The organism is Actinotalea sp. JY-7876 (genome assembly GCF_014042015.1).
GTDB lineage: Bacteria > Actinomycetota > Actinomycetes > Actinomycetales > Cellulomonadaceae > Actinotalea.
The window spans coordinates 1,398,597-1,424,899 of record NZ_CP059493.1; the positions used below are offsets into that span (position 1 = coordinate 1,398,597).

The window sequence follows — 26,303 nt, forward strand, 5'->3', positions numbered from 1 at the left end:
GCATGGAACGACTCCAGCTCCTGCCCGCCGTGGACGTCGCCGACGGGCAGGCGGTCCGCCTCGTCCAGGGCGAGGCCGGCTCCGAGACCTCGTACGGCAGCCCGCTGCAGGCCGCGCTCGACTGGCAGGCCGGCGGTGCCGAGTGGATCCACCTGGTCGACCTCGACGCGGCCTTCGGCTGCGGCTCCAACGCGGACCTCCTCGCCGAGGTCGTCGGCGCGCTCGACGTGAAGGTCGAGATGTCGGGCGGCATCCGCGACGACGCCTCGCTCGAGCGGGCGCTGGCGACCGGGTGCACCCGGGTCAACCTCGGCACCGCGGCCCTGGAGAACCCGGAGTGGACGGCGGATGTCATCGCCCGTCATGGCGACGCGATCGCGGTCGGCCTGGACGTGCGCGGCACCACGCTGGCGGCGCGCGGCTGGACGCGGGAGGGCGGCGACCTCTGGGAGGTGCTCGCCCGCCTGGACGCCGCCGGGTGCTCGCGCTACGTCGTCACGGACGTCACCAAGGACGGCACCCTGCGCGGCCCGAACGTCGAGCTCCTGCGCGAGGTCTGCGCCCGTACCGACGCCCCGGTGGTCGCGTCGGGCGGCATCTCGAGCCTCGACGACCTCGTCGCGCTCCGCGACCTCGTGGGGGAGGGCGTCGAGGGAGCGATCGTGGGCAAGGCCCTGTACGCGGGCGCGTTCACGCTCCCCGAGGCGCTGGACGTCGCCGGGCGCCCGTAGTGGCCGGACGCGCGCTGCCCGGCACGTCGCCGTTCGCGGGCGACGACGGCTCGGCCGACCCCGCGCTCGCCGCGGCGCTCGCGCGGCACGAGCCCGGGGCACGGGCCGACGCCGCGCTCGTCGCGGCGCTGGACGGCGCACGCCTGCTCGTCCCGGTGCTGGCCGAGCTCGAGGCGTCCGGTCGGACCGAGGCCGGGCTGCACGTCGACAAGGAGGCGTCAGCGGGTGTGGTGGCGCTGCGCGCGCCCGACGGCCGCACCGCGCTGCCGGTCTTCACGAGCACCGCCGCGATGGCGGCGTGGCACCCGAGGGCGCGGCCGGTGCCGGCGTCGGCCCGACGGGCGGCCGCGGCGTGCCTCGAGGAGGGCTGGCACGTGCTGGTCGTCGACGCGGCGGGGCCCGTCACGGCCGTCGTCCCGGCGCCGGCGGTCCACGCGCTCGCCCGGGGCGTCGCCTGGGAGCCCGCGGTGACGGCCGGTGCCGTGGCGCCCGACGTGGCCGCGGCCGTCCGCGCGGCCCTGTCACGCGTGGCCCACCTGGCGTCGGTCGACGTCGTCCCGGGACGCTCGGCCGAGGTGGCGGTCGTGCTCGGGGTCCGTCCGGGCCTCGACCGTCCGGCCCTCGACCGGCTGCTGCAGGCCGTCGGCGACGCGCTCGGTGGCGCGGACGTCGCCGCCCGCGCGGACTCGATCGAGCTGAAGGTCGTCGCGGCCGCCTGACGGACCCCGAGGGGCGGCGCCGCCCGCCCTGACCTCAGTGGTGCCGGCGTCGCGCGCGCAGCGCCCACGCGAGGGCGAGGGCAGCCACGCCGGTGACCACCTGGCCGACGACGATCACCCGGCCGAGGTCCAACGCCGGCTCCCAGGAGACGTCGCTGCCGCGCACCACGTAGACGCCGACCGGTCGGGCGCGGACGCCGAACCCGCCGCCGCCACCCGCACCCGTGCCCTCGCCGCGGGCGTCGGTGCTCGCGCCGCCCCCGAGCTCGCCCGTGCCCCAGCCGGACCCGGCGGCACCCGTGACGAGCGCCACGGGGACGAGCGTGACGCCGTCCTGCTGCACGGGCTCGCCGAAGACGCGGCGCACGTGCAGGGCGTCACCCGCGACGCGCACCGCGGTGTCCGTCCGGCCGCGCAGCCCTCGCCGCCGCCCGGGTCCGTGCCCGTGCGCGGGTCCGTGCCCGTGGCGTCCCTGCGGGTCCTGGTTCTCGTCCACGACTGCCTCCATCCCCTCGGTGGTGGGTCTCTCGCTGCTCGGGCCTGCTCAGGGGGAGCACTGCGACGCGGGGGTGAAGGAGGCCTCGTCCGCCAGGAGGGTGCGCACCGTGCTGACGGGCACGATGAAGCTCTGCCCCGACGCGTTCTTCGCGTACACGACGCCGACCACGTGACCGTCGGCGTCCAGGACGGCGGACCCGGAGCTGCCGGGCTCGACGGCCGCGTCGGTGACGAGCACCTCGCCCAGGTTCTCGTGCAGCGGGTCCGTGGTGCTGCCGATGACCTGTCCCGTGGTGAGCGTCAGGGCGCCGCCCTGGGGATAGCCGACGACGGTCACGGCGTCGCCCGGCACCGGGTCGCTCCCGGCGAGCTCGGGGTAGCTGGGGAGGTCCTCCGCGGTGCGGACGACGGCGAGGTCGGCCAGCGTGGCCGTGCTGGCCGCCGTCACCGGGACGTCGCGCCCGTCGTACGTCTGGACCTGGAGGTCGGCCGAGTCCGCCACGACGTGCTTGTTGGTGATCAGCGTGGTGGCGTCGATCGCGAAGCCCGAGCCGGTCGAGAGCGAGCTGCACCCGACGTTGCGGATCCGGACCGCGAGGCGCTCCACCGCGTCGAACCCGTCGGGCGAGAGGTTCCCCGTCCCGGACTGCTCGAGCGGGGCCTCGCTGGGCACGAAGTCGGTCCGGACGGGACCGGGCATCCGGGGGAAGTCGTCGACGGTCTCCTGCACGGCCGCGCACCCCGCCAGCGCCCCCACCAGGAGGAGCGCGGTGGCAGCCGGCACCGCCCGGGCGCGCAGACGGCGCCTCACTGGCCGAGCTCCCGCTGCAGCGCGGCGTTCGCGTCGGTCGCGGTCTGGCACAGCGCCTGCACCTCCGTGCCGAAGCGTTCGAGCTCGACCGGATCGTACTGCGCGGCGTTCTCGAGGTAGCCGATCAGCTGGTTCTGCCCCTGCACGCACCGGTCGAGCGCGAGCGCGACGGTGCCGGCGGCGACGGAGACGCGCTGCTGGTAGTCGACGAGCTGCCGCTGCACCTCGCGGTCGTCGCCGATCTGGGCCTTCTCGTCGGCGAGCTCGACGATCCGCTCGTTCGCCGTCGTCAGCTGCGACCGCACGCCCTCGAGCTCGCCGCGCGCGCCCTCGAGCTCCGCCCGTGTCGTGGCCAGCTCGGTGCCGAGGTCCTGCGCCGTGGCCTCGTACTGGCCCGCGCGGTCCCGCCACGCGGTCGACGTCCGGTACAGGTGCACGGCCGCCACGACCGCCACCACGAGCAGGACCGCGAGGACGACGACGGCCACCAGGCGTGTCCGACGGCGCCGCGTGCGTCGCAAGGGCTCGGGACGCGCGGGCGCGTCCGGGTCCGTGGTGGCCGTCGAGGCCGGTTCCGTCATCCGTCCAGGATAGGAGAGCACGGGTGCGCCGTGACCGGGAGCACGCCGCGGATCAGCTCACCGCGCCGGTGAGTCGCTCCCCGGGGCCCTCGCCCGGCGCGTCGGGGAAGGGCGACGCCTCGCGGAACGCCAGCTGCAGCGAGCGCAGCCCGTCGCGCAGCGAGCGCGCGTGCTGGTTGCCGATGTCGGGCGCCGCGGCCGTGACGAGGCCGGCGAGCGCGGTGATGAGCTTGCGCGCCTCGTCCAGGTCCTGCAGGTCCTCGCCGCGGACGGTCTCGGTGTCCGGGCTGAGCCCGCACTTGACCGCGGCGGCGCTCATGAGGTGGACGGCGGCGGTGGTGATGACCTCCACGGCGGCGACGTCGGCGATGTCGCGCAGGGCGCCGTCGGTGGTCTCGGAGGTGCTCGGGGTCGGCGCGCTCGCGTCCTGCTGGCTCATGGGTCGATCCTCTCACCGGCGAGGGGCCCGCCCCGGACGCGTGGTCCGGGACGGGCCCCTCGGGTCCTGCGGGACGGTCAGTCGACGGGCAGCGCCGACGTGGCCGGCTGTCCCGTCTCGATGGGCGCCGTGCCGGCCAGGTTCGCCCGGAGCGCGGCACCGAGGCCGGCGTCCACCTGGGTCCAGTACGCGATGGCGCGCTCGCGGATGTCCGCAGCCTTGACACCGCCCACGTGCCCGGTGATGACGTCGAGGAAGCGCGCCCGGGCGGCGTCGTCGAAGACCTCGCGGTACAGCGTGCCCGCCTGGCCGAAGTCGTCGTCCTGCGGGTGCAGCGTGGCGGCCGCCCGCACCATCGCGCCGTCCGACTCCCAGCCGGACTCGCCCGCGCGGGCCGGCTCGGCGTGCGCGCCGCCCCGCGAGTTGGGGGCGTAGACCGGGATCTCGGGCGCGTTGAACGTGTAGCGCGCGGCGCCGTCCTGCGAGTACGAGTGCACGGGCGCGTTGTGCGGCGCGTTGACCGGCAGCTGCGCGTGGTTCGTGCCCACGCGGTACCGGTGCGCGTCGGCGTAGGAGAAGATCCGCGCGAGCAGCATCTTGTCGGGGCTCGCCGCGATGCCGGGGACGAAGTTCGAGGGGGCGAAGGTCGCCTGCTCGATCTCGGCGAAGTAGTTCTGCGGGTTGCGGTTGAGCTGCATGGTGCCGACCTCGATGAGCGGGTAGTCCGCGTGCGGCCACACCTTCGTCAGGTCGAACGGGTTGAAGCGGTACTCCGCCGCCTCCGCGTACGGCATGACCTGGACCGACAGCGTCCACGAGGGGAAGTCACCGCCCTCGATGGCCTCGTGCAGGTCCCGGATGTGCACGTCCGCGTCGGAGCCGGCGAGCTGCGACGCCTCGTCCGGCGTCATGTTCTTGATGCCCTGGTCGGTGCGGAAGTGGTACTTGACCCAGAACCGCTCGCCCTCGGCGTTGATCCACTGGTACGTGTGCGAGCCGAAGCCGTCCATGTGACGCCACGATGCGGGGATGCCGCGGTCGCCCATGAGCCACGTGACCTGGTGCGCCGACTCGGGGGACAGCGTCCAGAAGTCCCACTGCATGTCGTTGTCGCGCAGGTGGGAGCCCGGCAGGCGCTTCTGCGAGTGGATGAAGTCCGGGAACTTGATGCCGTCACGGATGAAGAAGACGGGCGTGTTGTTGCCGACCAGGTCGTAGTTGCCCTCGGTCGTGTAGAACTTCAGCGCGAAGCCGCGCGGGTCGCGCCACGTGTCGGGCGAGCCCGCCTCGCCGGCCACCGTCGAGAAGCGCGCGAGCATCGGCGTCTGCACGCCCGGCTGGAAGAGCGCGGCGCGCGTGTAGCGGCTCACGTCCTGCGTCGTGGTGAACGTGCCGAAGGCGCCGCCGCCCTTGGCGTGCACGACCCGCTCGGGCACCCGCTCGCGGTTGAACTGGGCGAGCTTCTCCACCAGGTAGTGGTCGTGCAGGACGACGGGTCCGTCGGCGCCGACGGTCAGGGCGTGGGCGTCGGAGGCGACGGGCGCCCCGGAGTTGGTGGTGGTGAACGGCGTCACTGTGGTCCTTCCGGTCGTGCGGTGCCGCGGGATCGCGGCACGGCGGTGCTGACGCCGGCATCCGCCGGCGTCGTCTGCTGCTCGGTGGGCGCGCTCAGGCGCCCTGGCAGTCGGGGCACAGGCCCCAGTACGTGACCTCCGCCGTCTCGACGGTGAAGCCACCGGTCGAGCTGGGCGTGAGGCAGGGGGAGGGGCCGACGGCGCAGTCGACGTCGTCGATCGCCCCGCAGCCCTGGCACACCACGTGGTGGTGGTTGTCGCCCACCCGGCGCTCGTAGCGGGCGGGGTGGCCCGCCGGCTCGATGCAGCGGAGCAGGCGTGCGTCGGTCAGGGCGTGCAGGACGTCGTAGACGGCCTGGACGCTGACGGTCGGAAGGGTGCGGCGCACCTCCGTCAGGACGGCGTCGGCGGTCGCGTGCGGTGCTCGACCCACGGCGTCGAGCACCGCGATGCGCGGTCCCGTCACCCGGAGCCCCGCGTCGCGCAGGGTGTCGCTGTCCATGCCGCGATCATGGCACAGTTTTCTTGAACCATTCAAGAATTCGGGGTGTGACGCCCGTCGCCTCGGGGTCGCGGGGTCGGAGGTGCTAGAGTGGTGCGCGACCGACCGGTACGTTCTGCCCGCTCGCGGGTGGCGTGTGCCGGTGCACAAGTGGAGCAGATCCCACCCGAGCCCCGACGGACCGCCTCGTGCGATCGACAGGGTGCCGGGTTCCGGTCCGAGGGTCACGGCGCGACGCCGCGACCTGGTGTCGGGTGCACCCCTCGTAGGGTGTGGCGGCACCGTCGGACGCAGGCCTCCGCGTGTGCTCAGCACCGGAGGCCTTCTTCGTTGCTCGAGGTCTCACGACGAGCACGAGGAGCAGCACATCAGCGAGCCCCGCATCAACGATCGGATCCGCGTCGCCGAGGTCCGACTGGTCGGCCCGAACGGCGAGCAGGTCGGCATCGTCCGCGTGGAGGACGCCCTTCGTCTTGCCCAGGAGGCGGACCTCGACCTGGTCGAGGTCGCTCCCGACGCCAGGCCCCCGGTCTGCAAGCTCATGGACTTCGGCAAGTTCAAGTACGAGGCCGACATGAAGGCGCGTGAGGCGCGCCGGAACCAGGCCAACACGGTTCTCAAGGAGATCCGCTTCCGCCTCAAGATCGACCCGCACGACTACGGCACCAAGAAGGGCCACGTCGAGCGGTTCCTCAAGGCGGGCGACAAGGTCAAGGTCATGATCATGTTCCGCGGTCGCGAGCAGTCGCGCCCGGAGATGGGCGTGCGCCTCCTGCAGCGCCTGGCCGACGACGTCGCGGAGCTCGGCTTCATCGAGAGCATGCCGAAGCAGGACGGCCGAAACATGATCATGGTGCTCGGCCCGACCAAGAAGAAGGCCGACGCCAAGGCGGAGCAGCAGCGGCTCAAGGCGCAGCAGGCTCCGGAGGAGGCTCGTCCCGAGCGTCCGGCGCGGGAGCCGTCCGCCGCGCCCGCCCAGGCGCAGGCCCCTGCCGAGGCACCGGCCCCGGCGCAGGAGCAGGCTCCCGTCCAGGCGCCGGCTCCCGCCCGAACGGCGGCGCCGGTGCAGGCTGCGCCCGCGGAGTCGGCTCCGGCCGAGGCGGCACCGGCTCGCCCCGCAGCCGCGCCGCGTCCGGCGGCACGCCCGGCCGCCCAGGCGGCACCGGCTGCCCCGGCCAGGCCTGCGGCCGCTCCTCGGACGGCAGCTCCTCGCACGGCGCCGGCCCGCACGGCGGCTCGGGCGCAGCCCGCGGCGACCGGGGAGGCTCCGGCAGCGCCGGCAGCGGCCCCGAAGCCCGCGGCGACACCCCGCCCGGCCGCGCCGCGGCCGGCACCGGCCGCCAAGCCGGCGCGTCCGGCCCCCAAGCCGGCCGCCCGGGCGAAGTCCACCGACGACGCGTCGTCCTGACCAGGTGCGGGCCCCGGCCCGCACGTGAACCTCGTCCCGACCGGGACGACCTGATGGAAGAGAGCACACCAGTGCCGAAGAACAAGACGCACAGTGGTGCGAAGAAGCGGTTCCGGATCACGGGGACCGGCAAGATCATGCGGGAGCAGGCGGGCGCCCGCCACCTGTTCGAGCACAAGTCGAGCCGCCGCACGCGGCGCCTCGCCTCCGACCAGGTCGTCTCCCCGGCCGACGCCCCCAAGATCAAGAAGCTGCTCGGCAAGTGAGCCCGCGGCGCGCCTCCCGCGCGCCCCGACTCACCTGTGAGCCCCGAAACGCAAGGAGCATCACGTGGCACGCGTGAAGCGGGCGGTCAACGCCCAGAAGAAGCGCCGTTCTACCCTCGAGCGCGCCAGCGGTTACCGCGGCCAGCGCTCGCGCCTCTACCGGAAGGCGAAGGAGCAGGTCACCCACTCCCTCGTCTACGCCTACCGTGACCGCAAGGCGCGCAAGGGCGACTTCCGCAAGCTGTGGATCCAGCGCATCAACGCTGCCTCCCGCGAGCAGGGGCTGACCTACAACCGCCTCATCCAGGGCCTCAAGCTCGCCGGTGTCGAGGTCGACCGTCGCGTCCTGGCCGACATGGCCGTCAACGACGCGCCCGCCTTCAACGCGCTCGTCAAGGTCGCGAAGGACGCACTGCCCGCCGACGTCAACGCGCCGTCGGCCGCCTGAGCACCAGCACGACCTCGAGGGCCCCTGGACGACTCGTCGTCCGGGGGCCCTCGCGCGTCCGGGCGTCTGGGAGGATCGGCGCGTGCCGACCGTGATGACGAACCCCCGCGCCGAGCGGGTCAGGACCGTCCGGTCGCTGGCCGGACGCTCGGCCCGCGCGCGCCACGGGCGCTTCCTCGTGGAGGGCCCCCAGGCGGTGCGCGAGGCCGTGCGGTTCGCTGCCGCGGACGTCGTCGACCTCTACCTCAGCGAGGCCGCGGCGCAGCGCTACGGCGAGATCGTCGGGGACGCCGCCACGGCACGCCTCGAGGTCCGGACGGGCACCGCCGAGGTGCTCGACGCGATGAGCCCGGACGCGCAGGGCGTCCTGGCGGTGCTGCGCCCGCGCACCGCGGCCCTGCCCGACGTGGCCGCTGCCGCCCCCCGGCTGGTGGCGGTCCTGTCCCAGGTGCGGGACCCGGGCAACGCCGGCGCCGTGATCCGCGCGGCCGACGCCGCCGGCGCGGACGCCGTGGTCCTCACCGAGGGGAGCGTGGACGTCCACAACCCCAAGGTCGTGCGCTCGACCGCCGGCTCCCTGTTCCACCTGCCCGTGGTGACGGGCGTGTCCCTAGCCTCGACGGTCGAGGCGCTGCGCGACGCCGGTTGCCTCGTCGCGGCCGCGGACGGTGCCGGCGCGCACGACCTGGACGCGCTGCTGGACGTCGCGGGCGCCGCGCCGACGGGGGCGCCGGACCTGGCGACGCCCACGGTCTGGGTCTTCGGCAACGAGGCCTGGGGCCTGGACCCCGCCGACCGCGACCTCGCCGACGCCGTCGTGCGCGTGCCGATCCACGGGCGTGCGGAGTCGCTCAACCTCGCGACGGCGGCCACGGTGTGCCTCTACGCGTCCGCCCGGGCGCAGCGCCGACGGCCCGGCGCAGTGCCGGCCTGATGCGGCTGTTCGCGGCGGTGCGCCCGCCCCGCGACGTCCTCGACCACGTCGAGCGGGCTCTGGTCCTCGCGCGCGCCGGCACCCCGACCGACGACGGGCAGGGGCCGGTGCGGTGGACGCCGCCGCAGGACCGGCATCTCACCCTCGCGTTCTACGGCGAGGCGCCGGACGGCGCCGTGCCGGAGCTGGCGCAGGGCCTCGCGGGGCTCGCCGCGGCGACGGCGCCGTTCGGGCTGAGCCTGCAGGGGTCAGGGCTGTTCGACCGCCGCACGCTGTGGATCGGGTGCGGTGGCGACGTCGCCTCCATGACCGCCCTGATGGACGGCGCCGTGAGCCTCGGCGCCGAGGTCCTCGGCCGGCAGGACCCGCGCCCGCGGTCGCGGGCCCACCTCACGGTCGGTCGGGTGCGCGACCAGGCCCGGCGCCGCCCGACCCGGGGCCGCGAGCAGCCGGGCGTGGCGGCGGTGGCGGCGCTGTCGCACGCCCTCGCGGTCTACCGCGGGCCCGGGTGGCGGGTCGAGGAGATCGAGCTCGTGCGCTCCGAGCTGGGCGCGGGTCCCGGTGGCGCCGCCCGGCACGAGGTCCTCGAGGTGCTGCGCCTGGGCCCGCCCGGGCCCTGAGCGCTGTGGCAGGATGACGGGCATGTCGCAGAGGCGCACGGGGGCCGGTGGTCGCCGATTTAGCCGGCCCGCAGGTGGGCCGCGGCGCTGAGCCGCGCTCCGGATCGCGCGCGGTGCGCGCGTCCGGCGAGACCGCCCGCGGGCCACACCCTCGACCTGGCCGTACCGCCCTGCACGCCGTTGCACATCGCGCCGGCACGCCCCGCCCCGGAAGGCTCCCGCTCCATGCCCGACACCCCTGTGCCCGAGAACGCTGTGCCCGAGAACGCTGCGCCCGCCGGCACCGAGATCGGCAGCGCCGCGCCCCTGTCCCCGCTCGACGTCGACGGCGTCGCGGCGGCCGTCGACGCGGCGCTCGCGGCGATCGGCTCGGCGCCCGACCTCGACGCGCTGAAGGCGGTCCGGCTCGCCCACGCGGGCGACCGCAGCCCGCTGGCCCTCGCGAACCGCGCCATCGGGGGCCTGCCGGGCGCGGACAAGGCCGCCGCCGGCAAGCTCGTCGGCGGCGCCCGCGGACGCGTGCAGGCGGCGCTCGCCGCGCGGCAGACCGTCCTGGAGGCCGAGCGGGACGCCCGCGTCCTGGTGGAGGAGACGGTCGACGTCACGCTCCCCGCGGACCGCGCCCCCCACGGCGCCAGGCACCCGCTGGAGGTGCTCCAGGAGCGCGTCGCCGACGTCTTCGTGGCGATGGGCTGGGAGATCGCCGAGGGCCCGGAGCTCGAGGCCGAGTGGTTCAACTTCGACGCGCTGAACTTCGGTGTCGACCATCCCGCCCGCCAGATGCAGGACACCTTCTTCGTGGCGCACCCCACGGCGGGCGCCGACTCCGGCCTGGTGCTGCGCACGCACACCTCGCCGGTCCAGGCACGGACCCTGCTCGAGCGTGAGCTGCCGGTCTACATCGCGTGCCCCGGCAAGGTGTTCCGCACGGACGAGCTCGACGCGACCCACACGCCGGTCTTCCACCAGGTCGAGGGCCTCGCGGTCGACAAGGGCCTGACCATGGCGCACCTCAAGGGCACGCTGGACCACTTCGCGCGTGCGATGTTCGGCCCCGAGGCGCGGACGCGCTTCCGGCCCTCGTTCTTCCCCTTCACGGAGCCGAGCGCCGAGCTCGACCTCTGGTTCCCCCAGAAGAAGGGCGGGGCCGGCTGGATCGAGTGGGGCGGCTGCGGCATGGTCAACCCGAACGTCCTGCGGGCGTGCGGGGTCGACCCCGACGAGTACACGGGCTTCGCCTTCGGCATGGGCATCGAGCGGACCCTCATGCTGCGCCACGGCGTCGCGGACATGCACGACATGGTCGAGGGCGACGTCCGCTTCTCGCTCCAGCTGGAAGGGGCCCTCTGATGCCGCGCATCCCGCTGTCCTGGCTCGCCGAGCACGTCGACCTGCCCCCCGGCACGACGGCCGACCAGCTCGCCGCCGATCTGGTCCGTGTCGGGCTCGAGGAGGAGGCCATCCACGGCGCCGCCGTGACCGGTCCGCTCGTCGTCGGCGAGGTCGTGGCCCGCACTCCCGAGCCGCAGAAGAACGGCAAGACGATCAACTGGTGCCGCGTCGACGTTGGCCCCGAGCTCGGCGAGGTCGGTGAGGACGGCACGGTCGGCCCGCGCGGCATCGTCTGCGGCGCGCACAACTTCGACGTCGGCGACCGCGTCGTCGTCGCGCTGCCCGGGGCCGTCCTGCCCGGGCCATTCCCGATCGCGTCGCGCAAGACCTACGGCCACGTCTCGGACGGCATGATCTGCTCCGCCAAGGAGCTCGGCCTCGGCGAGGACCACGACGGCATCATCGTGCTCGATCGCCTCGGCTACGACGCCGCGTCGACGACGCCCGGCACCGACGCCCGCGAGCTCCTCGGGCTCGCCGACGAGGTGCTCGAGATCAACGTGACGCCGGACCGCGGCTACTGCTTCTCGATGCGCGGCGTCGCCCGGGAGTACGGCCACGCGACGGGTGCGGCCTTCACCGACCCCGCCCTCCCGGTGCCCGACGACGTCGTCGCCGGGGACGGCTTCCCCGTCGAGATCACGGACGACGCCCCGATCAACGGTGCCGCGGGCGCCGACCGCTTCGTGGCGCTCGTCGTGCGCGGCGTGGCGGCATCCGCGCCGTCGCCCGCCTGGATGCAGCGTCGCCTCACCCAGGCCGGCATGCGGCCGATCTCGCTCGCCGTGGACGTCACGAACTACGTGATGCTCGATCTCGGCCAGCCCCTGCACGCCTACGACCTCGCGAAGGTCGCGGCTCCGGTGGTCGTGCGCCGGGCCGAGCCGGGGGAGCGGCTGACCACGCTCGACGGGGTCGACCGCGCGCTCGACGCCGAGGACCTCCTCATCACGGACTCGCCCGACGGCGCTCGGGCGTCGCGGGTGCTCGGCCTGGCCGGCGTCATGGGCGGCGCCGAGAGCGAGGTGGGCCCGGCGACCACGGACCTGCTCCTCGAGGCGGCGCACTTCGACCCCGTCTCGGTCGCCCGCACCGCCCGCCGGCACAGGCTGCCGAGCGAGGCGTCGCGGCGCTTCGAGCGCGGGGTCGACCCGCAGCTCCCCCTGGTCGCCGTCCGGCGCGCCGCGGCCCTGCTCGTCGAGCACGGTGGCGGGCGGGTCGACGGGCTCAGCGACCTCGACCGCACCACGGCCCCGCGCGCCGTCGAGGTCGACCTGGACCTGCCGGCCCGGGTCGTCGGCGTGCCGTACACGCACGAGGAGGTCCGCTCGACGCTCGAGGCGATCGGCTGCACCGTCGAGCCGGTCGGCGAGGGCGGCGCGCGCGTCACCCCGCCGACGTGGCGCCCCGACCTGACCACGGGCGTGGACCTCGTCGAGGAGGTGGCGCGCATCCGCGGGTACGACGCCATCCCGTCCGTCCTCCCGCACGCGCCGTCGGGCCGCGGGCTGACGCAGGAGCAGCAGCTCCGGCGCGCCGTGGCGCGCGCGCTGGCCGCCGCGGGCTTCGTGGAGACGCTCAGCTACCCCTTCGTCGGTGCCCACCAGCACGACGAGCTGGCCCTGCCGGCGGACGACGAGCGCCGCCGCGGGCTGCGCCTGGTCAACCCCCTGTCGGACGAGCAGCCGGAGCTGCGGACGAGCCTGCTCGTCACGCTCCTGGACACGGCCCGACGGAACGTCTCGCGGGGCACCACGGACCTGGCCCTCAGCGAGATCGGCCTGGTCACGCTGCCCGCGCCGGACGCACCACCGGCCCCCCGCCTCCCGGGCGCCGCACGACCGAGCGACGCGGACCTCGCGCGTCTGGCCGCGGCGGTCCCGGCCCAGCCCCGGCGCGTCGCGGGCGTCCTGGCCGGCCTGCGCGAGCCCGCGGGCTGGTGGGGCCCCGGGCGCCGCGCCGACCACACGGACGCGATCGCCGCGGCGCTCCTGGTGGCGCGGACCGTGGGCGTCGAGGTCGTGGTCGAGGCCGACGAGCGTGCCCCCTGGCACCCGGGACGGTGCGCGCGGCTGCGGCTCGCTGACGGGACCCTCGTCGGTCACGCCGGTGAGCTGCACCCCAACGTGGTGACGGCGCTGCGCCTGCCCGAGCGCGCGAGCGCGTTCGAGGTGGACCTCGACCGGCTCCTCGCGGCCCGCGACCCCGAGCCGCGCCAGGCGACGCCCGTCTCGACCTTCCCGCTCGCGAAGGAGGACCTCGCGCTGGTGGTCGACGCCGCCGTCCCGGCGGGGGAGGTGCTCGCGGCGGTCGCCGCGGGCGCGCGCTCGTCGGCGGCCGGTGACGTGGTCGAGGACGTGCGGCTGTTCGACGTCTACACGAGCCCGGAGCTGGGTGCCGACCGCCGTTCGCTGGCCTTCGCGCTGCGGCTGCGCGCGCCGGACCGCACGCTCACGGCGCAGGAGGCCGCCGCCGTGCGTGAGGCGGCGCTCGCGGAGGCGCACCGGCGCCATGGCGCGGTCCTGCGGGGCACCGAGGCCTGAGCGGGCCGGAGCGGCAGCCCGAGCGTGCCGGGCGGCGTCAGGGGACGAGCAGGACCTTCCCCGTCGTCGCCCGGCCCTCGAGGGCGCGGTGCGCGTCCGCGGCGTCGGCCAGTGCGAAGCGCGCACCGATCCGGACGTCGAGAGTGCCGTCCGCGACCGCGCCCAGCACCGCACCGGCGCGCTGCTCGAGCTCCGCGCGCGTCGCGACGTGGTGCCCCAGGGTCGGCCGCGTGAGGAAGAGCGAGCCGCCGCTGTTGAGGCGCTGGGGGTCGAACGGGGGCACCTGGCCGGACGAGCCGCCGAACAGGGCGAGGCCGCCGCGCGGGCGCAGGCACGCGAGCGACGCGTCGAACGTGGCGCGCCCGACGCCGTCGTACACCGTGTCGACCCCGCCCGGCGCGAGGTCGCGGACGATGCGGGGGAGCTCCGCGGTGAGGTCCTCGAGCTGGTCGTAGCGGATCGGCTCCGCGCCGGCGGCGGCGGAGAGCCGCGCCTTCTCCGGCGTCGAGACCGTCGACAGCACGCGCGCCCCACGGGCCCGGGCGAGCTGGGTGAGCAGGAGCCCGACACCGCCGGCGCCCGCGTGCACGAGGACGGTCTGGCCCTCGCGCACCGGGAACGTCGACTCCACCAGGTAGTGCGCCGTCATGCCCTGGAGCATCACCGCCGCGGCGATCTCGTCCGGCACGCCGTCGGGCACCGGCACCGCGCGGTCGGCGCGCACGACCGCGAGCTCGGCGTACGACCCGTGGGAGCCGTCCGCCCAGGCGACGTGGTCGCCCACCGTGGTGCCCGCGACGCCCTCGCCCAGCGCCACGACGGTACCCGCGCCCTCGTCGCCGGGTACGTGGGGCATCGGTGCCGGGTAGACCCCCGCGCGGCGGTACGTGTCGATGAAGTTCACGCCCGCGGCGGTGACCCGGACCACGAGCTCGCCGGGTCCCGGGACGGGCTCGGGCAGGTCGGCGGGGACGAGGGCTTCTGGCCCGCCCGGGGCGGAGACCTGGATCGCGCGCATGGTCGTACGCTAGGGCGGTCGGGCGCGCCGCGCCGCCCGGTCGCACGGAATCCATGCAATGGCATGTATATTCATGCACATGACAGTGAGGGTCGCCGTCTCGGGCGCGAGCGGGTACGCCGGCGGCGAGGTGCTGCGCCTCCTGGCGGGTCACCCGGAGGTCGAGATCGGCGCCGTCGCCGCGCACTCGTCGGCGGGCGACCGCCTCGGGGCCCACCAGCCGCACCTGCGCTCCCTCGCCGACCGCGTCATCGTCGAGACGTCACCGGCCACGCTCGCGGGGCACGACGTCGTCGTGCTCGCCCTGCCGCACGGCGCGTCCGGCCCCGTGGCCGCCGCGCTCGGCGACGAGGCCCTCGTCCTGGACTGCGGCGCGGACCACCGGCTGACCGACGCCGCGGAGTGGGCCGCGTACTACGGCGGCACGCACGCCGGCACGTGGCCGTACGGGATGCCGGAGCTCATGCTCGCGGGCGGCTCCCGGCAGCGTGAGCGCCTCGCCGGCGCGCGCCGGGTGGCCGTGCCGGGCTGCAACGTCACGGCCGTGACGCTCGGCATCCAGCCCGGCGTCGCCGCGGGCGTGGTCGCCGCGGACGACCTGGTCACCGTCCTGGCCGTCGGCTACTCCGGTGCGGGCCGCGTCGCCAAGCCGCACCTGCTGGCCTCCGAGGGTCTCGGCGCTGCGGTGCCCTACGCGGTCGGCGGCACGCACCGGCATGTGCCGGAGATCATCCAGAACCTGCGGGCCGTCGGCGCCGACGACGTCGCGGTCTCGATGACGCCCGTCCTGGTCCCGCTCTCGCGCGGCATCCTCGCGACGACGACCGCACGGCTCGCGCCGGGCGTCGACGCGGGCGCGGTGCGCGAGGCCTGGGTGGGTGCGTACGCCGACGAGCCGTTCGTCCACGTCCTGCCGGAGGGGCAGTGGCCCTCGACGGCGTCGACCGTGGGAGCCAACACCGCACTCGTCCAGGTGGCGGTGGACGAGCGGGCGGGGCGCGTCGTCGCCGTGTGCGCGCTGGACAACCTCGTCAAGGGCACCGCCGGGGCGGCGGTGCAGTCCATGAACCTCGCGCTCGGCCTGCCGGAGACGCTGGGCCTGCCGACCGAAGGAGTCGCACCGTGACCGTGACAGCACCCCGGGGCTTCCGCGCCGCCGGCGTGACCGCCGGGCTCAAGGCGTCCGGCACGCGCGACGTCGCGCTGGTCGTCAACGACGGTCCCGACCACGTCGGTGCCGCCGTCTTCACGACCAACCGGGTCGTGGGTGCCCCGGTGCAGTGGTCGCGCCAGGTCGTGGCCGACGGCGTCGTCGCGGCGGTCGCCCTCAACAGCGGCGGCGCGAACGTCGGCACGGGTCCCGCCGGCTTCCAGGACACCCACGCGACGGCCGAGCACGTCGCGCAGGCCCTCGGGGTCTCGCCCGGCGACGTCGTCGTGTGCTCGACCGGCCTCATCGGTGAGCGGCTCCCGCGCGAGAAGCTCCTCGAGGGCTTCACCGCCGCGACCGCCGCCCTGTCCGGTGACGGCGGCGACGACGCGGCGGCCGCGATCATGACCACGGACTCCGTCCCCAAGACGGTGCACGTGCGGCGTGACGGCTGGTCCGTGGGCGGCATGGCCAAGGGCGCCGGCATGCTCGCGCCGGGCCTGGCGACGATGCTCTGCGTCCTGACCACCGACGCCCGCACCACCCCGGCGGAGGCCGACGCCGCCCTGCGCGCCGCGACGCGCTCGACGTTCGACCGGATCGACTCGGACGGCTGCATGTCGACGTCGGACACCGTGACGCTGCTGGCGTCCGGTGCGAGCGGCGTGACGCCCGACCCGGCGGAGCTCGCCGAGGCGGTGCGCGAGGCGTGCGCCGTGCTGGCGCGTGCGCTGATCGCCGACGCGGAGGGCGCGACGCACGACATCGCCGTCACCGTCGTGGGCGCGCAGACCGAGGACGCGGCGGTCGCCGTCGCGCGGGCCGTGACGCGCTCGAACCTCTTCAAGGCCGCGATGTTCGGCAACGACCCCAACTGGGGCCGCATCATCGCCCAGGTCGGCACCGTGCCGGAGGACGTCGCGGCCTTCGACCCCGAGCTCCTCGACGTCACGATCAACGGGGTGCAGGTGTGCCGGGCGGCCGGCGAGGGCGAGCCCCGCGAGTCGGTCGACCTCGCGTCGCACCGGGAGATCCACGTCGAGGTCGACCTGCACGCGGGGGACGCCTCGGCCACCGTCTGGAGCAACGACCTCACGCACGCCTACGTCCACGAGAACAGCGCGTACTCCACATGAGCGACCTGACGCACCACGACCACCCGGACGTCGCCTGGACGGCCCTGCCGTCCCCCGACGACGACGCCTTCGACACGCGCACCGACCTGCGCCCCGACCACAAGGCGGAGGTGCTCATCGAGGCGCTGCCGTGGCTGCAGCGCTTCGACGGCGCCCTGTTCGTCGTCAAGTACGGCGGCAACGCGATGGTCGACGACGAGCTCAAGCGCGCCTTCGCGCAGGACATGGTGTTCCTGCGCCAGGTCGGGCTGCGGCCCGTCGTCGTCCACGGGGGCGGGCCGCAGATCTCCACGATGCTCGACCGGCTCGGCATCGAGAGCGAGTTCCGGGGCGGCCTGCGCGTGACGACCCCCGAGAGCATGGACGTCGTCCGGATGGTCCTGACCGGGCAGGTCTCGCGCGAGCTGGTGGGTCTGCTCAACGCGCACGGGCCGCACGCCGTGGGCCTGTCGGGCGAGGACGGCGGGCTGCTGCGCGCCCGGCGCCGCACCGCGACGGTCGACGGCCGGCAGGTCGACGTCGGCCAGGTGGGCGACGTCGTCGAGGTCGACCCGCGGGCGGTCCAGGACCTGCTGGACGCCGGGCGCATCCCGGTCGTCTCGACGGTCGCGCCGGACATCGAGGACCCGACGCAGGTGCTCAACGTGAACGCCGACACGGCGGCCGCCGCGCTCGCGATCGCTCTGGGGGCCTCCAAGCTGATCATCCTCACCGACGTCGAGGGCCTGTACACGCGCTGGCCGGACCGCACGTCCCTGGCGCGGCGGATCCGGGTGTCGGCGCTCGCGGCCCTCCTGCCGAGCCTGGAGTCCGGCATGGTCCCGAAGATGGAGGCGTGCCTGCGTGCCGTGCGGGGCGGGGTGCCGCAGGCCCACGTCGTCGACGGCCGCCAGGCGCACTCGGTCCTCATGGAGGTCTTCACCGAGCGGGGGGTGGGCACGATGGTCCTGCCCGACGACCTGCGCACCGGCTCGATCCCCGTCGTCACCACCGGAGGTGCACCGTGAGCGAGGCGCTGGCCGCATCCGCCCCGAGCCAGGACCTGGGCGGCTCCGTCGCCGAGTGGACGGACCGGTACGCCCGGTCCGTGATGAACACCTTCGGGGCGCCGCGACGGGTCCTCGTCCGTGGCGAGGGCGTGCACGTCTGGGACGCCGACGGGCGCCGGTACACCGACCTCCTCGGCGGCATCGCCGTCAACGTCCTCGGCCACGCCCACCCGACCCTCACGGCCGCCGTCTCGGCGCAGCTCGGCACGCTGGGTCACGTCTCGAACTTCTTCGCGAGCCCGCCGCAGGTCGCGCTGGCCGAACGCCTCGTCGCGCTCGCCGGCGGAGGGCCCGACGCGCGCGTCTTCTTCACCAACTCGGGCACGGAGGCCAACGAGGCGGCGTTCAAGATCGCCCGCCGGACGGGTCGGCCGCGCGTCCTCGCGCTCGAGGGCGCCTTCCACGGCCGGACCATGGGCGCGCTCGCGATGACGCACAAGGCCGCGATCCGCGAGCCGTTCGAGCCCCTGCCCGGCGGCGTGGAGTTCGTGCCGTTCGCGGACGCCGACGCGCTCGAGGCGGCGATGGGCGACGACGTCGCGGCGATCGTGCTGGAGCCGATCCAGGGCGAGGCCGGCGTCCGGCCGCTGCCCCCGGGCTACCTCGCCCACGCCCGCGCGCTCGCCGACCGGCACGGCGCCCTGCTCGTGCTCGACGAGGTCCAGACCGGCGTCGGCCGCACGGGGAGCTGGTTCGCGCACCAGCTGCCGCACGTCGGCGGCGGCGTGGTGCCCGACGTCGTCACGCTCGCCAAGGGCCTCGGCGGGGGCATCCCGGTCGGCGCCGTCGTGGCGCTCAGCGCCCGTGCGGCGGCCGCGCTCGGGCCCGGCCAGCACGGCACGACGTTCGGTGGCAACCCGGTCGCGGCGGTCGCGGCGCTGACCACGCTCGGCGTCATCGAGCGCGACGGTCTGCTCGAGCGGGCCCGCGTGGTGGGGGAGCGGCTGCGCGCCGCGCTGCGCGACGTCACGCCGCTCGTCGTCGAGGTCCGCGGCGAGGGCCTGCTCATCGGCATCGAGCTCACGGCCCCGGTCGCCCCGGCGGCCGCCGACCTGCTGCTCGACGCCGGCTGGATCGTCAACCCGGTCCGGCCGACGACGCTGCGGATCGCCCCGCCCCTGATCCTCACGTGGGAGCAGGTGAGCGGCTTCGTCGACGCTCTCGCGGCCCTCGCGCCCGCGCTCACCGACGCGCCGGGCGGTGCCGCATGACGCGCCACCTCCTGCGCGACGACGACCTGGCCCCGGCCGAGCAGGCGGAGGTCCTCGAGCTCGCGCTGCGGCTCAAGGCGGACCGGTTCGCGGCCCGCCCCCTGGCGGGACCGCGCACCGTCGCGATCCTCTTCGACAAGCCCACCCTGCGCACGCAGCTCTCGTTCACCGTGGGCGTCGTGGAGCTCGGCGGGCACCCGATGGTCATCGACGGGAAGCTCGCCCAGGTCGGGGTGCGGGAGTCGGTCCCCGACACCGCCCGCGTCATCGGACCGCAGGTGGCCGCGGTCGTCTGGCGCACCTACGGGCAGGACCGGCTCGAGCAGATGGCCGCGCACGCCGGCGTCCCGGTCGTCAACGCGCTCACCGACGACTTCCACCCCTGCCAGGTGCTCGCCGACCTGCTCACGCTGGCCGAGCGCTGGGGCGGGGTCCCGTCGCTCGCGGGCCGGACGCTCGCCTACGTCGGCGACGGCAGCAACAACATGGCGCACTCCTACCTCCTGGGCGGCGCGACCGCGGGGATGCACGTGCGGATCGGCACGCCGGCGAGCCGCCCACCGGCTCCGGCGGTGCTCGAGCGTGCGGCCCGGATCGCCGCCACCACGGGCGGCTCCGTCCTGGTCACCGACGACGTCGTCGCGGCGGCCGCCGGCGCCGACGCGGTCGCGACCGACACCTGGGTGTCCATGGGCGACGAGACGGACGACGCGGACGCCGTCGCCCTGTTCTCGCCCTTCCAGGTCGACGACGCGCTGCTCGCGCACGCGTCGCCCGACGTCGTCGTGCTCCACTGCCTGCCCGCGTACCGCGGCAAGGAGATCTCCGCCGACGTCATCGACGGCCCGCGCTCGGCGGTCTTCGACGAGGCGGAGAACCGGCTGCACGCGCAGAAGGCCGTGCTGACGTGGCTCCTGGGACGCGCATGAGCGCGACCGCCGGCCCCGGCACGGCCGCCGCCGGCGTGCCCCAGACGAAGGCTGCCCGGCACGCGCTCATCGCGCGCCTGCTCGCGCGGGCGCCGATGCGCTCGCAGGGGGAGCTCGCGGCCGCCCTCGCGAACGAGGGCGTCTCGGTGACCCAGGCGACGCTGTCCCGCGACCTCGTCGAGCTCGGCGCCGTGCGGATCCGGGCCCAGGACGGGAACCTGACCTACGCCGTGCCGGGCGAGGGCGGGGACCGCACGCCGCACCTGGCGGAGGCCCGGGAGCGCCTGGCGGCACGCCTCGCGCGGCTGTGCGCCGAGCTGCTCGTCACGGCCGAGGCGTCGGGGAACCTGGTCGTGCTGCGCACGCCGCCGGGCGCCGCGCAGTTCCTCGCCTCGGCCGTCGACCACTCGGTCCTGCCGGGGGTCATGGGCACCATCGCCGGGGACGACACCGTCCTGGTCATCAGCAACGAGCCCGACGGCGGTCACGCCGTCGCGCAGCGGTTCCTCGACCTCGCCGGGGGTCGCGACGACGCACGAGAGACGAAGGAAGACACGTGAGCAAAGTTCTGACGGAGCTGCCGGTCGGGGAGCGCGTGGGCATCGCCTTCTCGGGCGGGCTCGACACGTCCGTGGCGGTCGCCTGGATGCGGCACCGCGGGGCGATCCCGTGCACCTACACCGCGGACCTGGGCCAGTACGACGAGCCCGAGATCGACCAGGTGCCGGGCCGCGCGCTCGTGTACGGCGCGGAGCTCTCGCGCGCCGTGGACTGCAAGGCGGCGCTGGTCGAGGAAGGGCTCGCCGCCCTGGCGTGCGGCGCGTTCCACATCCGCAGCGGGGGCCGGTCCTACTTCAACACCACGCCGCTGGGTCGGGCCGTGACCGGCACGCTCCTCGTGCGCGCGATGCAGTCCGACGGCGTCGAGATCTGGGGCGACGGCTCGACGTTCAAGGGCAACGACATCGAGCGCTTCTACCGGTACGGGCTCCTGGCGAACCCCTCGCTGCGGATCTACAAGCCGTGGCTCGACAAGGACTTCGTCAGCGAGCTCGGCGGGCGCTCGGAGATGAGCCAGTTCCTCGTCGAGCACGGCCTGCCCTACCGCGACAGCGCCGAGAAGGCCTACTCGACCGACGCCAACATCTGGGGCGCGACCCACGAGGCCAAGACGCTCGAGCACCTCGACGTCTCGCTCGAGCTCGTCGAGCCGATCATGGGCGTGCGGTTCTGGGACCCCGCGGTCGCGATCGAGACCGAGGACGTCACGATCGGCTTCGAGCGCGGCCGTCCGGTGACGATCAACGGCCGGCGGTACGACGACCCGGTGGCCCTCGTCCGCGAGGCGAACGCGATCGGCGGGCGGCACGGGCTCGGCATGTCCGACCAGATCGAGAACCGGATCATCGAGGCCAAGTCGCGCGGCATCTACGAGGCGCCCGCCATGGCGCTGCTCTTCGTCGCGTACGAGCGGCTCGTCAACGCCATCCACAACGAGGACACCATCGCGAGCTACCACAGCGAGGGCCGTCGCCTGGGCCGGCTGCTCTACGAGGGCCGGTGGCTCGACCCGCAGGCGCTCATGCTGCGCGAGTCGATCCAGCGGTGGATCGCGTCCGTGGTCACCGGCGAGGTGACCCTGCGGCTGCGGCGCGGCGAGGACTACACGATCCTGCGCACCGACGGGCCCGCCCTGTCGTACCACCCGGACAAGCTCTCGATGGAGCGCACGGAGTCGGCGGCCTTCGGCCCGACCGACCGGATCGGCCAGCTGACCATGCGCAACCTCGACATCGCGGACTCGCGGGCGAAGCTCGAGCTGTACGCGCAGCAGCCGGTCGACCAGGGGCAGGTGCTCGTCGAGAACGGGACGCTGTTCGGCGCCCTGCCCGCCGGTGGCGCGGACGTCATCACCGACAACCCGTCGGTCGTCGGTGGCGAGGAGCTGGCGCTCGAGAGCGCCGCGATGGAAGTCGGGACGGACTGACATGGCCACCACACCGTCCGGCGCGCTCTGGGGCGGCCGGTTCAGCGGCGGACCGGCCGACGCGCTCGTCGAGCTCTCGCGCAGCACCCAGTTCGACTGGCGGCTGGCGGACGTGGACCTGCGTGGGTCGATCGCCCACGCCCGCGTCCTGCACGGCGCCGGCCTGCTGGACGACGAGGCGTTCGCCGGCATGGTCGCGGCGCTCGAGGCGCTGCGTGCCGACGTCGCCTCCGGGGCCTTCGCACCGGTGCCCGACGACGAGGACGTCCACAGCGCGCTCGAGCGCGGGCTGATCGAGCGGGCGGGTGCCGACCTCGGCGGCCGGCTGCGGGCGGGCCGCTCGCGCAACGACCAGATCGCGACCCTGGTGCGCATGTACCTGCGCGAGGAGACGCGGACGCTCGCGGGCCTGGTCCTCGACGTCGTCCAGGCGCTCGTCGAGCAGGCGGAGGCCGCCGGTACCGCACCCATGCCCGGGCGGACGCACCTGCAGCACGCGCAGCCGGTCCTGCTCGCGCACCACCTCCTGGCGCACGCCTGGCCGCTCCTGCGCGACGTCGAGCGCTGGGTCGACTGGGACCGCCGCGCGGCCCGCTCGCCCTACGGCTCGGGCGCCCTCGCCGGGTCCTCGCTCGGGCTGGACCCCGCCGCCGTCGCGGCGGACCTCGGCTTCGACGGGCCGGTGGAGAACTCCATCGACGGGACGGCCTCGCGCGACGTCGTCGCCGAGTTCGCCTGGGTCGCCGCGATGGTCGGCGTCGACCTGTCCCGGCTCGCGGAGGACGTGGTGCTCTGGGCCACCAAGGAGTTCGGCTTCGTGCGCCTGCACGACGCGTACTCGACGGGGTCGAGCATCATGCCGCAGAAGAAGAACCCCGACGTCGCCGAGCTGGCGCGTGGCAAGGCCGGGCGGCTGATCGGTGACCTCACCGGGCTCCTGGCCACCCTCAAGGGGCTGCCGCTCGCGTACAACCGCGACCTGCAGGAGGACAAGGAGCCGGTGTTCGACCAGGTGGAGACGCTCGCCGTGCTCCTGCCGGCGTTCGCGGGCATGGTCGCGACGCTGACCTTCGACACCGAGCGCATGGCGTCGCTCGCGCCGCAGGGCTTCTCGCTGGCGACGGACATCGCCGAGTGGCTCGTCCGCCAGGGCGTGCCCTTCCGCGTCGCGCACGAGGTCGCGGGAGCCTGCGTCCGCACGTGCGAGGAGCGCGGGATCGAGCTGTGGGACCTGTCCGACGACGACCTCGCGGCCATCTCCGAGCACCTGACGCCCGCCGTGCGGGAGGTGCTCACCGTGGAGGGCTCGCTCGCGTCGCGGTCGGCGGTGGGCGGCACCGCCCCGGTGCGCGTCGCGGAGCAGCTCGCGGCGGCGAAGGCACGCGCGGCGCAGCTGCGGGACTGGGCCCGGGCCTGACGGTGCCGCTGGGTGACGGCTCGCGCGACCTCGGTCACCGAGGCGCGCGGGGCGGCGTGGTCGACGACCTCGCCGCCCGCGTGCTGGCGGCGGCGCCCGGGCTGGGTCCGGTGCGTCTCGTGTGCGTCGACGGACCCGCCGGCTCCGGCAAGACCACGCTCGCCGGGGACCTCGCCGAGGCGCTCGGCGCGCCCGTCGTGCACCTGGACGACCTGTACGAGGGCTGGTCCGGCCTGGACCGGGTCTGGGACCGCGTCGAGGCCCAGCTCCTGGCGCCCCTCGCGGCCGGCCGCCCCGCCCGCTACCAGCGGTACGACTGGGAGGCGGGCCGCTTCGCCGAGTGGCGTGACGTGCCCGTCGCGCGCGCCCTGGTCCTGGAGGGCTGCGGCGCCGCACCGGCAGCGGTCGGAGCGCGGGCCTCGCTCGTGATCTGGGTCGAGGCACCCGCCGACGTCCGTCTCGCGCGCGGGCTGGCGCGCGACGGCGAGGCGATGCGCGACGAGTGGCTGCGCTGGATGGGCAGGGAGGCGGTCCACTTCGCCCGCGAGGGCACCCGGGAGCGCGCCGACGTCGTCGTGGACGGCACGCGGCCGCTCGACGCGTGAGGATGGCGGGCATGCAGGCGACCGCCCCCGACGGCCCGACGCGCGAGCTCCTGGCGGCGGCCGCCGTCGACGTCGCCCCGCGCCTCCTGGGCGCGATCGTGACCACCGCCCTGCCCGACGGCGTGGTGAGCGTCCGTCTCACGGAGGTGGAGGCCTACGAGGGCGAGCACGACCCTGGGTCCCACGCGTATCGCGGCCGCTCGGCCCGCAACGCGGTGATGTTCGGCCCCGCCGGGCACCTGTACGTCTACCGACACATGGGCCTGCACCACTGCGCGAACGTCGTCACCGGTCGGGACGGCACGGCGTCGGCGGTCCTGCTGCGCGCGGGGGAGGTGGTCGAGGGGAGCGAGGTCGCGTTCGCCCGGCGCACGCGGCGCGGCGTCGTGCACCGCGCGGTCGACCTGGCCCGGGGCCCGGCGCGGCTCGCCGTCGCGCTCGGCCTGGACCTCACGCACGACGGCGCCGACGTCGTCGACGGAGCCGGCCCGGTGCGCCTGGCCCTGGCGGCGCCGGTCACCGTGTGGTCGAGCGGTCCGCGGGTGGGTGTGGGCGGTCAGGGCGGCGACGCGACGGCGTTCCCGTGGCGGTTCTGGCTCCCGGACGAGCCGACCGTCTCCGCGTACCGGGCCGCCCCGCCGAGGCGACGGCCCTGACGCCGGGCGGCGCATGCCGAGACGCGCCGCGCCCACCGGTGGACGCAGGGCAGACTGTGGCCGACGGACGATCGAGAGGCACTGTGGTGGACATCCTGGACGAGCTGCGCTGGCGCGGCCTGCTGGCGCAGACGACGGACGAGCAGGCGCTGCGCGAGGCGCTCACGGGCGGCCCCGTGACGCTCTACTGCGGCTTCGACCCGACGGCCCCGAGCCTGCACCACGGTCACCTCGTGCAGCTCGTGCTCCTGCGCCACCTCCAGCTCGCGGGTCACCGGGTGCTGGCCCTGGTCGGCGGCGCGACCGGGCTCATCGGCGACCCCCGGATGTCGGGCGAGCGGGTCCTCAACACCAAGGACACGGTGGCCGAGTGGGTCGAGCGCCTGCGCGGCCAGGTCTCGCGGTTCCTCGACTTCGAGGGCGACAACCCGGCGCAGCTGGTGAACAACCTCGACTGGACCGGCGACCTGGGCGCCATCGACTTCCTGCGCGAGATCGGCAAGCACTACCGGCTCGGCACGATGCTCGCCAAGGACACCGTGGCGCGGCGGCTCGCGAGCGACGAGGGCATCAGCTTCACCGAGTTCAGCTACCAGATCCTCCAGGGCATGGACTTCCTCGAGCTGTACCGCCGGCACGGCTGCACGCTGCAGACCGGCGGCAACGACCAGTGGGGCAACCTGCTCTCGGGCGTGGAGCTCATCCGCAAGGCGGAGCACGCGAGCGTGCACGCGCTGACGACGCCGCTGATCACCAAGGCGGACGGCACCAAGTTCGGCAAGTCCGAGGGCGGTGCCATCTGGCTCGCGCCGGACATGATGAGCCCGTACGCCTTCTACCAGTTCTGGCTCAACACCGACGACGCCGACGTCGAGCGGTACCTGCGGATCTTCACCTTCCGCTCGCGCGAGGAGATCGCCGAGCTCGAGCGCGCGGTCGCCGAGCGCCCGGCCGCCCGAGAGGCGCAGCGCACCCTGGCGCACGACGTCACGACCCTCGTCCACGGCGCCGACGCGACGGCCAAGGTGGTCGCCGCCAGCCAGGCGCTCTTCGGCCGCGGAGAGCTCGCGGACCTCGACGAGGCGACCCTCGCCGCGGCGGTCGCCGAGCTGCCCCGGGCCGAGCTCGGGGAGCAGGCGTGGCAGGACGGACCGACGGTGGTCGACGTCCTCGTGGCCGGCGGCCTGGTCGCCGGCCGGGCCGCGGCGCGACGCGCGATCGGCGAGGGCGGCGTCTCGGTCAACAACCGGCGGGTCACGGACGAGGCGCACGTGCTCGCGCCCGAGGACCTGCTGCACGGTCGCTGGGCGGTCCTCCGCCGGGGCAAGAAGACCCTCGCAGTGGCCGAACGGACCGCGTGACCGCCGTCACCCGGCACCAACTTGAAGTGACGCCCGGGGATACGTAGAGTTCTGGACGTCGCCCCGAGAGGGGAGGAACGGACGGACGGGCAGAGCCCTCCGGCCGGTCCCACCGGAGGCGGCCACTCACTGGCAGGACAGGACCCGGGCGCGCAAGCGTCCGGCACTGGTCATGCGGTGACTGCGGGTTCGAGGCGCTGGCCAACGGGAGTTGACGGCGCGGAGCGGCCCCGCTAAGATTGAGAAGTTGCCTCCGGATGGGTCGGAAACGGCCTTGAGGGATGTGCGTCTGTTCCTTGAGAACTCAACAGCGTGCCA

The 26,303-nt window shown here is 75.0% G+C and carries 27 protein-coding genes; 20 read left to right on the top strand and 7 right to left on the bottom strand.

The genetic code is table 11. The features are described from left to right. The first annotated feature begins 2 nt into the window (after positions 1–2). Positions 3–731, top strand: a complete 729-nt coding sequence (gene priA, locus H2O74_RS06610; RefSeq protein ID WP_182113664.1) for a bifunctional 1-(5-phosphoribosyl)-5-((5-phosphoribosylamino)methylideneamino)imidazole-4-carboxamide isomerase/phosphoribosylanthranilate isomerase PriA — start codon at positions 3–5, stop codon at positions 729–731. Beyond that, positions 731–1,450, top strand: a complete 720-nt coding sequence (locus tag H2O74_RS06615; protein ID WP_182113665.1) for an SseB family protein — start codon at positions 731–733, stop codon at positions 1,448–1,450. The genes priA and H2O74_RS06615 overlap by 1 nt, the downstream gene beginning before the upstream one ends. A gap of 34 nt (positions 1,451–1,484) precedes the next feature. Here the strand turns inward: H2O74_RS06615 and H2O74_RS06620 are convergent, their stop codons facing one another. The 6 genes from H2O74_RS06620 to H2O74_RS06645 form a co-directional block, all read right to left on the bottom strand. Continuing rightward, the gene (locus H2O74_RS06620) at positions 1,485–1,946 is read right to left on the bottom strand and encodes a spore germination protein GerW family protein (protein ID WP_220458029.1); all 462 of its coding nucleotides are present in this window, start codon (positions 1,944–1,946) and stop codon (positions 1,485–1,487) included. 48 nt (positions 1,947–1,994) lie between these two features. Further along, entirely contained in the window at positions 1,995–2,759 is a 765-nt protein-coding gene (locus tag H2O74_RS06625; protein WP_255491831.1) for a S1C family serine protease, read from the bottom strand. Beyond that, on the bottom strand, positions 2,756–3,340 hold the full coding sequence (locus H2O74_RS06630; RefSeq protein WP_255491832.1) for a hypothetical protein: 585 nt from the start codon (positions 3,338–3,340) through the stop codon (positions 2,756–2,758). Before H2O74_RS06630 ends, H2O74_RS06625 begins: the two co-directional genes overlap by 4 nt. A 52-nt stretch (positions 3,341–3,392) precedes the next feature. Further along, entirely contained in the window at positions 3,393–3,779 is a 387-nt protein-coding gene (locus H2O74_RS06635; protein WP_182113666.1) for a DUF1844 domain-containing protein, read from the bottom strand. 77 nt (positions 3,780–3,856) lie between these two features. Then, positions 3,857–5,353 (bottom strand): catalase, encoded by a 1,497-nt coding sequence (locus H2O74_RS06640; protein ID WP_182113667.1) that lies wholly within the window; start codon positions 5,351–5,353, stop codon positions 3,857–3,859. 94 nt (positions 5,354–5,447) lie between these two features. Further along, complete coding sequence (locus tag H2O74_RS06645) at positions 5,448–5,855, bottom strand: Fur family transcriptional regulator (protein ID WP_182113668.1); 408 nt, start codon at positions 5,853–5,855, stop codon at positions 5,448–5,450. Between the two features lie 304 nt (positions 5,856–6,159). Here H2O74_RS06645 and infC point away from each other — a divergent pair, with 304 nt between their 5' ends. From infC to pheT, 7 genes are all read left to right on the top strand, one after another. Further along, complete coding sequence (gene infC / locus H2O74_RS06650) at positions 6,160–7,263, top strand: translation initiation factor IF-3 (protein ID WP_255491833.1); 1,104 nt, start codon at positions 6,160–6,162, stop codon at positions 7,261–7,263. Positions 7,264–7,334: 71 nt separating this feature from the next. Beyond that, complete coding sequence (gene rpmI, locus H2O74_RS06655) at positions 7,335–7,529, top strand: 50S ribosomal protein L35 (RefSeq protein WP_182114118.1); 195 nt, start codon at positions 7,335–7,337, stop codon at positions 7,527–7,529. A 64-nt stretch (positions 7,530–7,593) separates the two neighbouring features. Next, positions 7,594–7,977 (top strand): 50S ribosomal protein L20, encoded by a 384-nt coding sequence (gene rplT, locus H2O74_RS06660; RefSeq protein ID WP_182113669.1) that lies wholly within the window; start codon positions 7,594–7,596, stop codon positions 7,975–7,977. 94 nt (positions 7,978–8,071) lie between these two features. After that, on the top strand, positions 8,072–8,911 hold the full coding sequence (locus H2O74_RS06665; protein WP_182114119.1) for an RNA methyltransferase: 840 nt from the start codon (positions 8,072–8,074) through the stop codon (positions 8,909–8,911). Continuing rightward, the gene (gene thpR / locus H2O74_RS06670; protein WP_182113670.1) at positions 8,911–9,531 is read left to right on the top strand and encodes an RNA 2',3'-cyclic phosphodiesterase; all 621 of its coding nucleotides are present in this window, start codon (positions 8,911–8,913) and stop codon (positions 9,529–9,531) included. The genes H2O74_RS06665 and thpR overlap by 1 nt, the downstream gene beginning before the upstream one ends. Before the next feature lie 225 nt (positions 9,532–9,756). Continuing rightward, positions 9,757–10,881, top strand: coding sequence for a phenylalanine--tRNA ligase subunit alpha (gene pheS / locus H2O74_RS06675; protein WP_182113671.1), 1,125 nt, complete (start codon positions 9,757–9,759; stop codon positions 10,879–10,881). Continuing rightward, the gene (pheT, locus tag H2O74_RS06680) at positions 10,881–13,466 is read left to right on the top strand and encodes a phenylalanine--tRNA ligase subunit beta (RefSeq protein WP_182113672.1); all 2,586 of its coding nucleotides are present in this window, start codon (positions 10,881–10,883) and stop codon (positions 13,464–13,466) included. The genes pheS and pheT overlap by 1 nt, the downstream gene beginning before the upstream one ends. A gap of 37 nt (positions 13,467–13,503) precedes the next feature. Here pheT and H2O74_RS06685 read toward each other — a convergent pair whose 3' ends face one another. After that, on the bottom strand, positions 13,504–14,484 hold the full coding sequence (locus H2O74_RS06685) for a quinone oxidoreductase (protein ID WP_182113673.1): 981 nt from the start codon (positions 14,482–14,484) through the stop codon (positions 13,504–13,506). A gap of 73 nt (positions 14,485–14,557) precedes the next feature. Between H2O74_RS06685 and argC the strand changes: the two genes are divergently transcribed. The 11 genes from argC (at position 14,558) to tyrS (ending at position 25,985) form a co-directional block, all read left to right on the top strand. Next, entirely contained in the window at positions 14,558–15,610 is a 1,053-nt protein-coding gene (gene argC / locus H2O74_RS06690) for an N-acetyl-gamma-glutamyl-phosphate reductase (RefSeq protein WP_182113674.1), read from the top strand. Then, the gene (gene argJ, locus H2O74_RS06695; protein ID WP_182113675.1) at positions 15,607–16,770 is read left to right on the top strand and encodes a bifunctional glutamate N-acetyltransferase/amino-acid acetyltransferase ArgJ; all 1,164 of its coding nucleotides are present in this window, start codon (positions 15,607–15,609) and stop codon (positions 16,768–16,770) included. Before argC ends, argJ begins: the two co-directional genes overlap by 4 nt. Further along, positions 16,767–17,777, top strand: coding sequence for an acetylglutamate kinase (argB, locus tag H2O74_RS06700; RefSeq protein WP_182113676.1), 1,011 nt, complete (start codon positions 16,767–16,769; stop codon positions 17,775–17,777). The genes argJ and argB overlap by 4 nt, the downstream gene beginning before the upstream one ends. Then, positions 17,774–19,030, top strand: a complete 1,257-nt coding sequence (locus tag H2O74_RS06705) for an acetylornithine transaminase (protein ID WP_255491834.1) — start codon at positions 17,774–17,776, stop codon at positions 19,028–19,030. Before argB ends, H2O74_RS06705 begins: the two co-directional genes overlap by 4 nt. After that, the gene (argF, locus tag H2O74_RS06710; protein ID WP_182113677.1) at positions 19,027–19,959 is read left to right on the top strand and encodes an ornithine carbamoyltransferase; all 933 of its coding nucleotides are present in this window, start codon (positions 19,027–19,029) and stop codon (positions 19,957–19,959) included. The genes H2O74_RS06705 and argF overlap by 4 nt, the downstream gene beginning before the upstream one ends. Continuing rightward, positions 19,956–20,519, top strand: coding sequence for an arginine repressor (locus H2O74_RS06715; protein ID WP_182113678.1), 564 nt, complete (start codon positions 19,956–19,958; stop codon positions 20,517–20,519). The genes argF and H2O74_RS06715 overlap by 4 nt, the downstream gene beginning before the upstream one ends. After that, the gene (argG, locus tag H2O74_RS06720; protein WP_182113679.1) at positions 20,516–21,946 is read left to right on the top strand and encodes an argininosuccinate synthase; all 1,431 of its coding nucleotides are present in this window, start codon (positions 20,516–20,518) and stop codon (positions 21,944–21,946) included. Before H2O74_RS06715 ends, argG begins: the two co-directional genes overlap by 4 nt. Before the next feature lies 1 nt (position 21,947). Further along, positions 21,948–23,363, top strand: a complete 1,416-nt coding sequence (gene argH / locus H2O74_RS06725; RefSeq protein WP_182113680.1) for an argininosuccinate lyase — start codon at positions 21,948–21,950, stop codon at positions 23,361–23,363. 56 nt (positions 23,364–23,419) lie between these two features. Next, positions 23,420–23,968 (top strand): uridine kinase, encoded by a 549-nt coding sequence (locus H2O74_RS06730; protein WP_182113681.1) that lies wholly within the window; start codon positions 23,420–23,422, stop codon positions 23,966–23,968. 11 nt (positions 23,969–23,979) lie between these two features. Continuing rightward, positions 23,980–24,624: a DNA-3-methyladenine glycosylase gene (locus H2O74_RS06735; protein WP_182113682.1), complete on the top strand. Its 645-nt coding sequence runs from the start codon at positions 23,980–23,982 to the stop codon at positions 24,622–24,624. An 83-nt stretch (positions 24,625–24,707) separates the two neighbouring features. Next, complete coding sequence (gene tyrS, locus H2O74_RS06740; protein WP_304518624.1) at positions 24,708–25,985, top strand: tyrosine--tRNA ligase; 1,278 nt, start codon at positions 24,708–24,710, stop codon at positions 25,983–25,985. Positions 25,986–26,303 lie beyond the last annotated feature (318 nt).

Coding starts and splice junctions, on each gene's coding strand:
- priA (WP_182113664.1), top strand. CDS start 3: ATGGAACGACTCCAGCTCCTGCCCGCCGTGGACGTCGCCGACGGGCAG.
- H2O74_RS06630 (WP_255491832.1), bottom strand. CDS start 3,340: ATGACGGAACCGGCCTCGACGGCCACCACGGACCCGGACGCGCCCGCG.
- H2O74_RS06635 (WP_182113666.1), bottom strand. CDS start 3,779: ATGAGCCAGCAGGACGCGAGCGCGCCGACCCCGAGCACCTCCGAGACC.
- H2O74_RS06645 (WP_182113668.1), bottom strand. CDS start 5,855: ATGGACAGCGACACCCTGCGCGACGCGGGGCTCCGGGTGACGGGACCG.
- H2O74_RS06665 (WP_182114119.1), top strand. CDS start 8,072: ATGACGAACCCCCGCGCCGAGCGGGTCAGGACCGTCCGGTCGCTGGCC.
- thpR (WP_182113670.1), top strand. CDS start 8,911: ATGCGGCTGTTCGCGGCGGTGCGCCCGCCCCGCGACGTCCTCGACCAC.
- pheS (WP_182113671.1), top strand. CDS start 9,757: ATGCCCGACACCCCTGTGCCCGAGAACGCTGTGCCCGAGAACGCTGCG.
- pheT (WP_182113672.1), top strand. CDS start 10,881: ATGCCGCGCATCCCGCTGTCCTGGCTCGCCGAGCACGTCGACCTGCCC.
- H2O74_RS06685 (WP_182113673.1), bottom strand. CDS start 14,484: ATGCGCGCGATCCAGGTCTCCGCCCCGGGCGGGCCAGAAGCCCTCGTC.
- argC (WP_182113674.1), top strand. CDS start 14,558: ATGCACATGACAGTGAGGGTCGCCGTCTCGGGCGCGAGCGGGTACGCC.
- argB (WP_182113676.1), top strand. CDS start 16,767: ATGAGCGACCTGACGCACCACGACCACCCGGACGTCGCCTGGACGGCC.
- argF (WP_182113677.1), top strand. CDS start 19,027: ATGACGCGCCACCTCCTGCGCGACGACGACCTGGCCCCGGCCGAGCAG.
- H2O74_RS06715 (WP_182113678.1), top strand. CDS start 19,956: ATGAGCGCGACCGCCGGCCCCGGCACGGCCGCCGCCGGCGTGCCCCAG.
- argH (WP_182113680.1), top strand. CDS start 21,948: ATGGCCACCACACCGTCCGGCGCGCTCTGGGGCGGCCGGTTCAGCGGC.
- H2O74_RS06735 (WP_182113682.1), top strand. CDS start 23,980: ATGCAGGCGACCGCCCCCGACGGCCCGACGCGCGAGCTCCTGGCGGCG.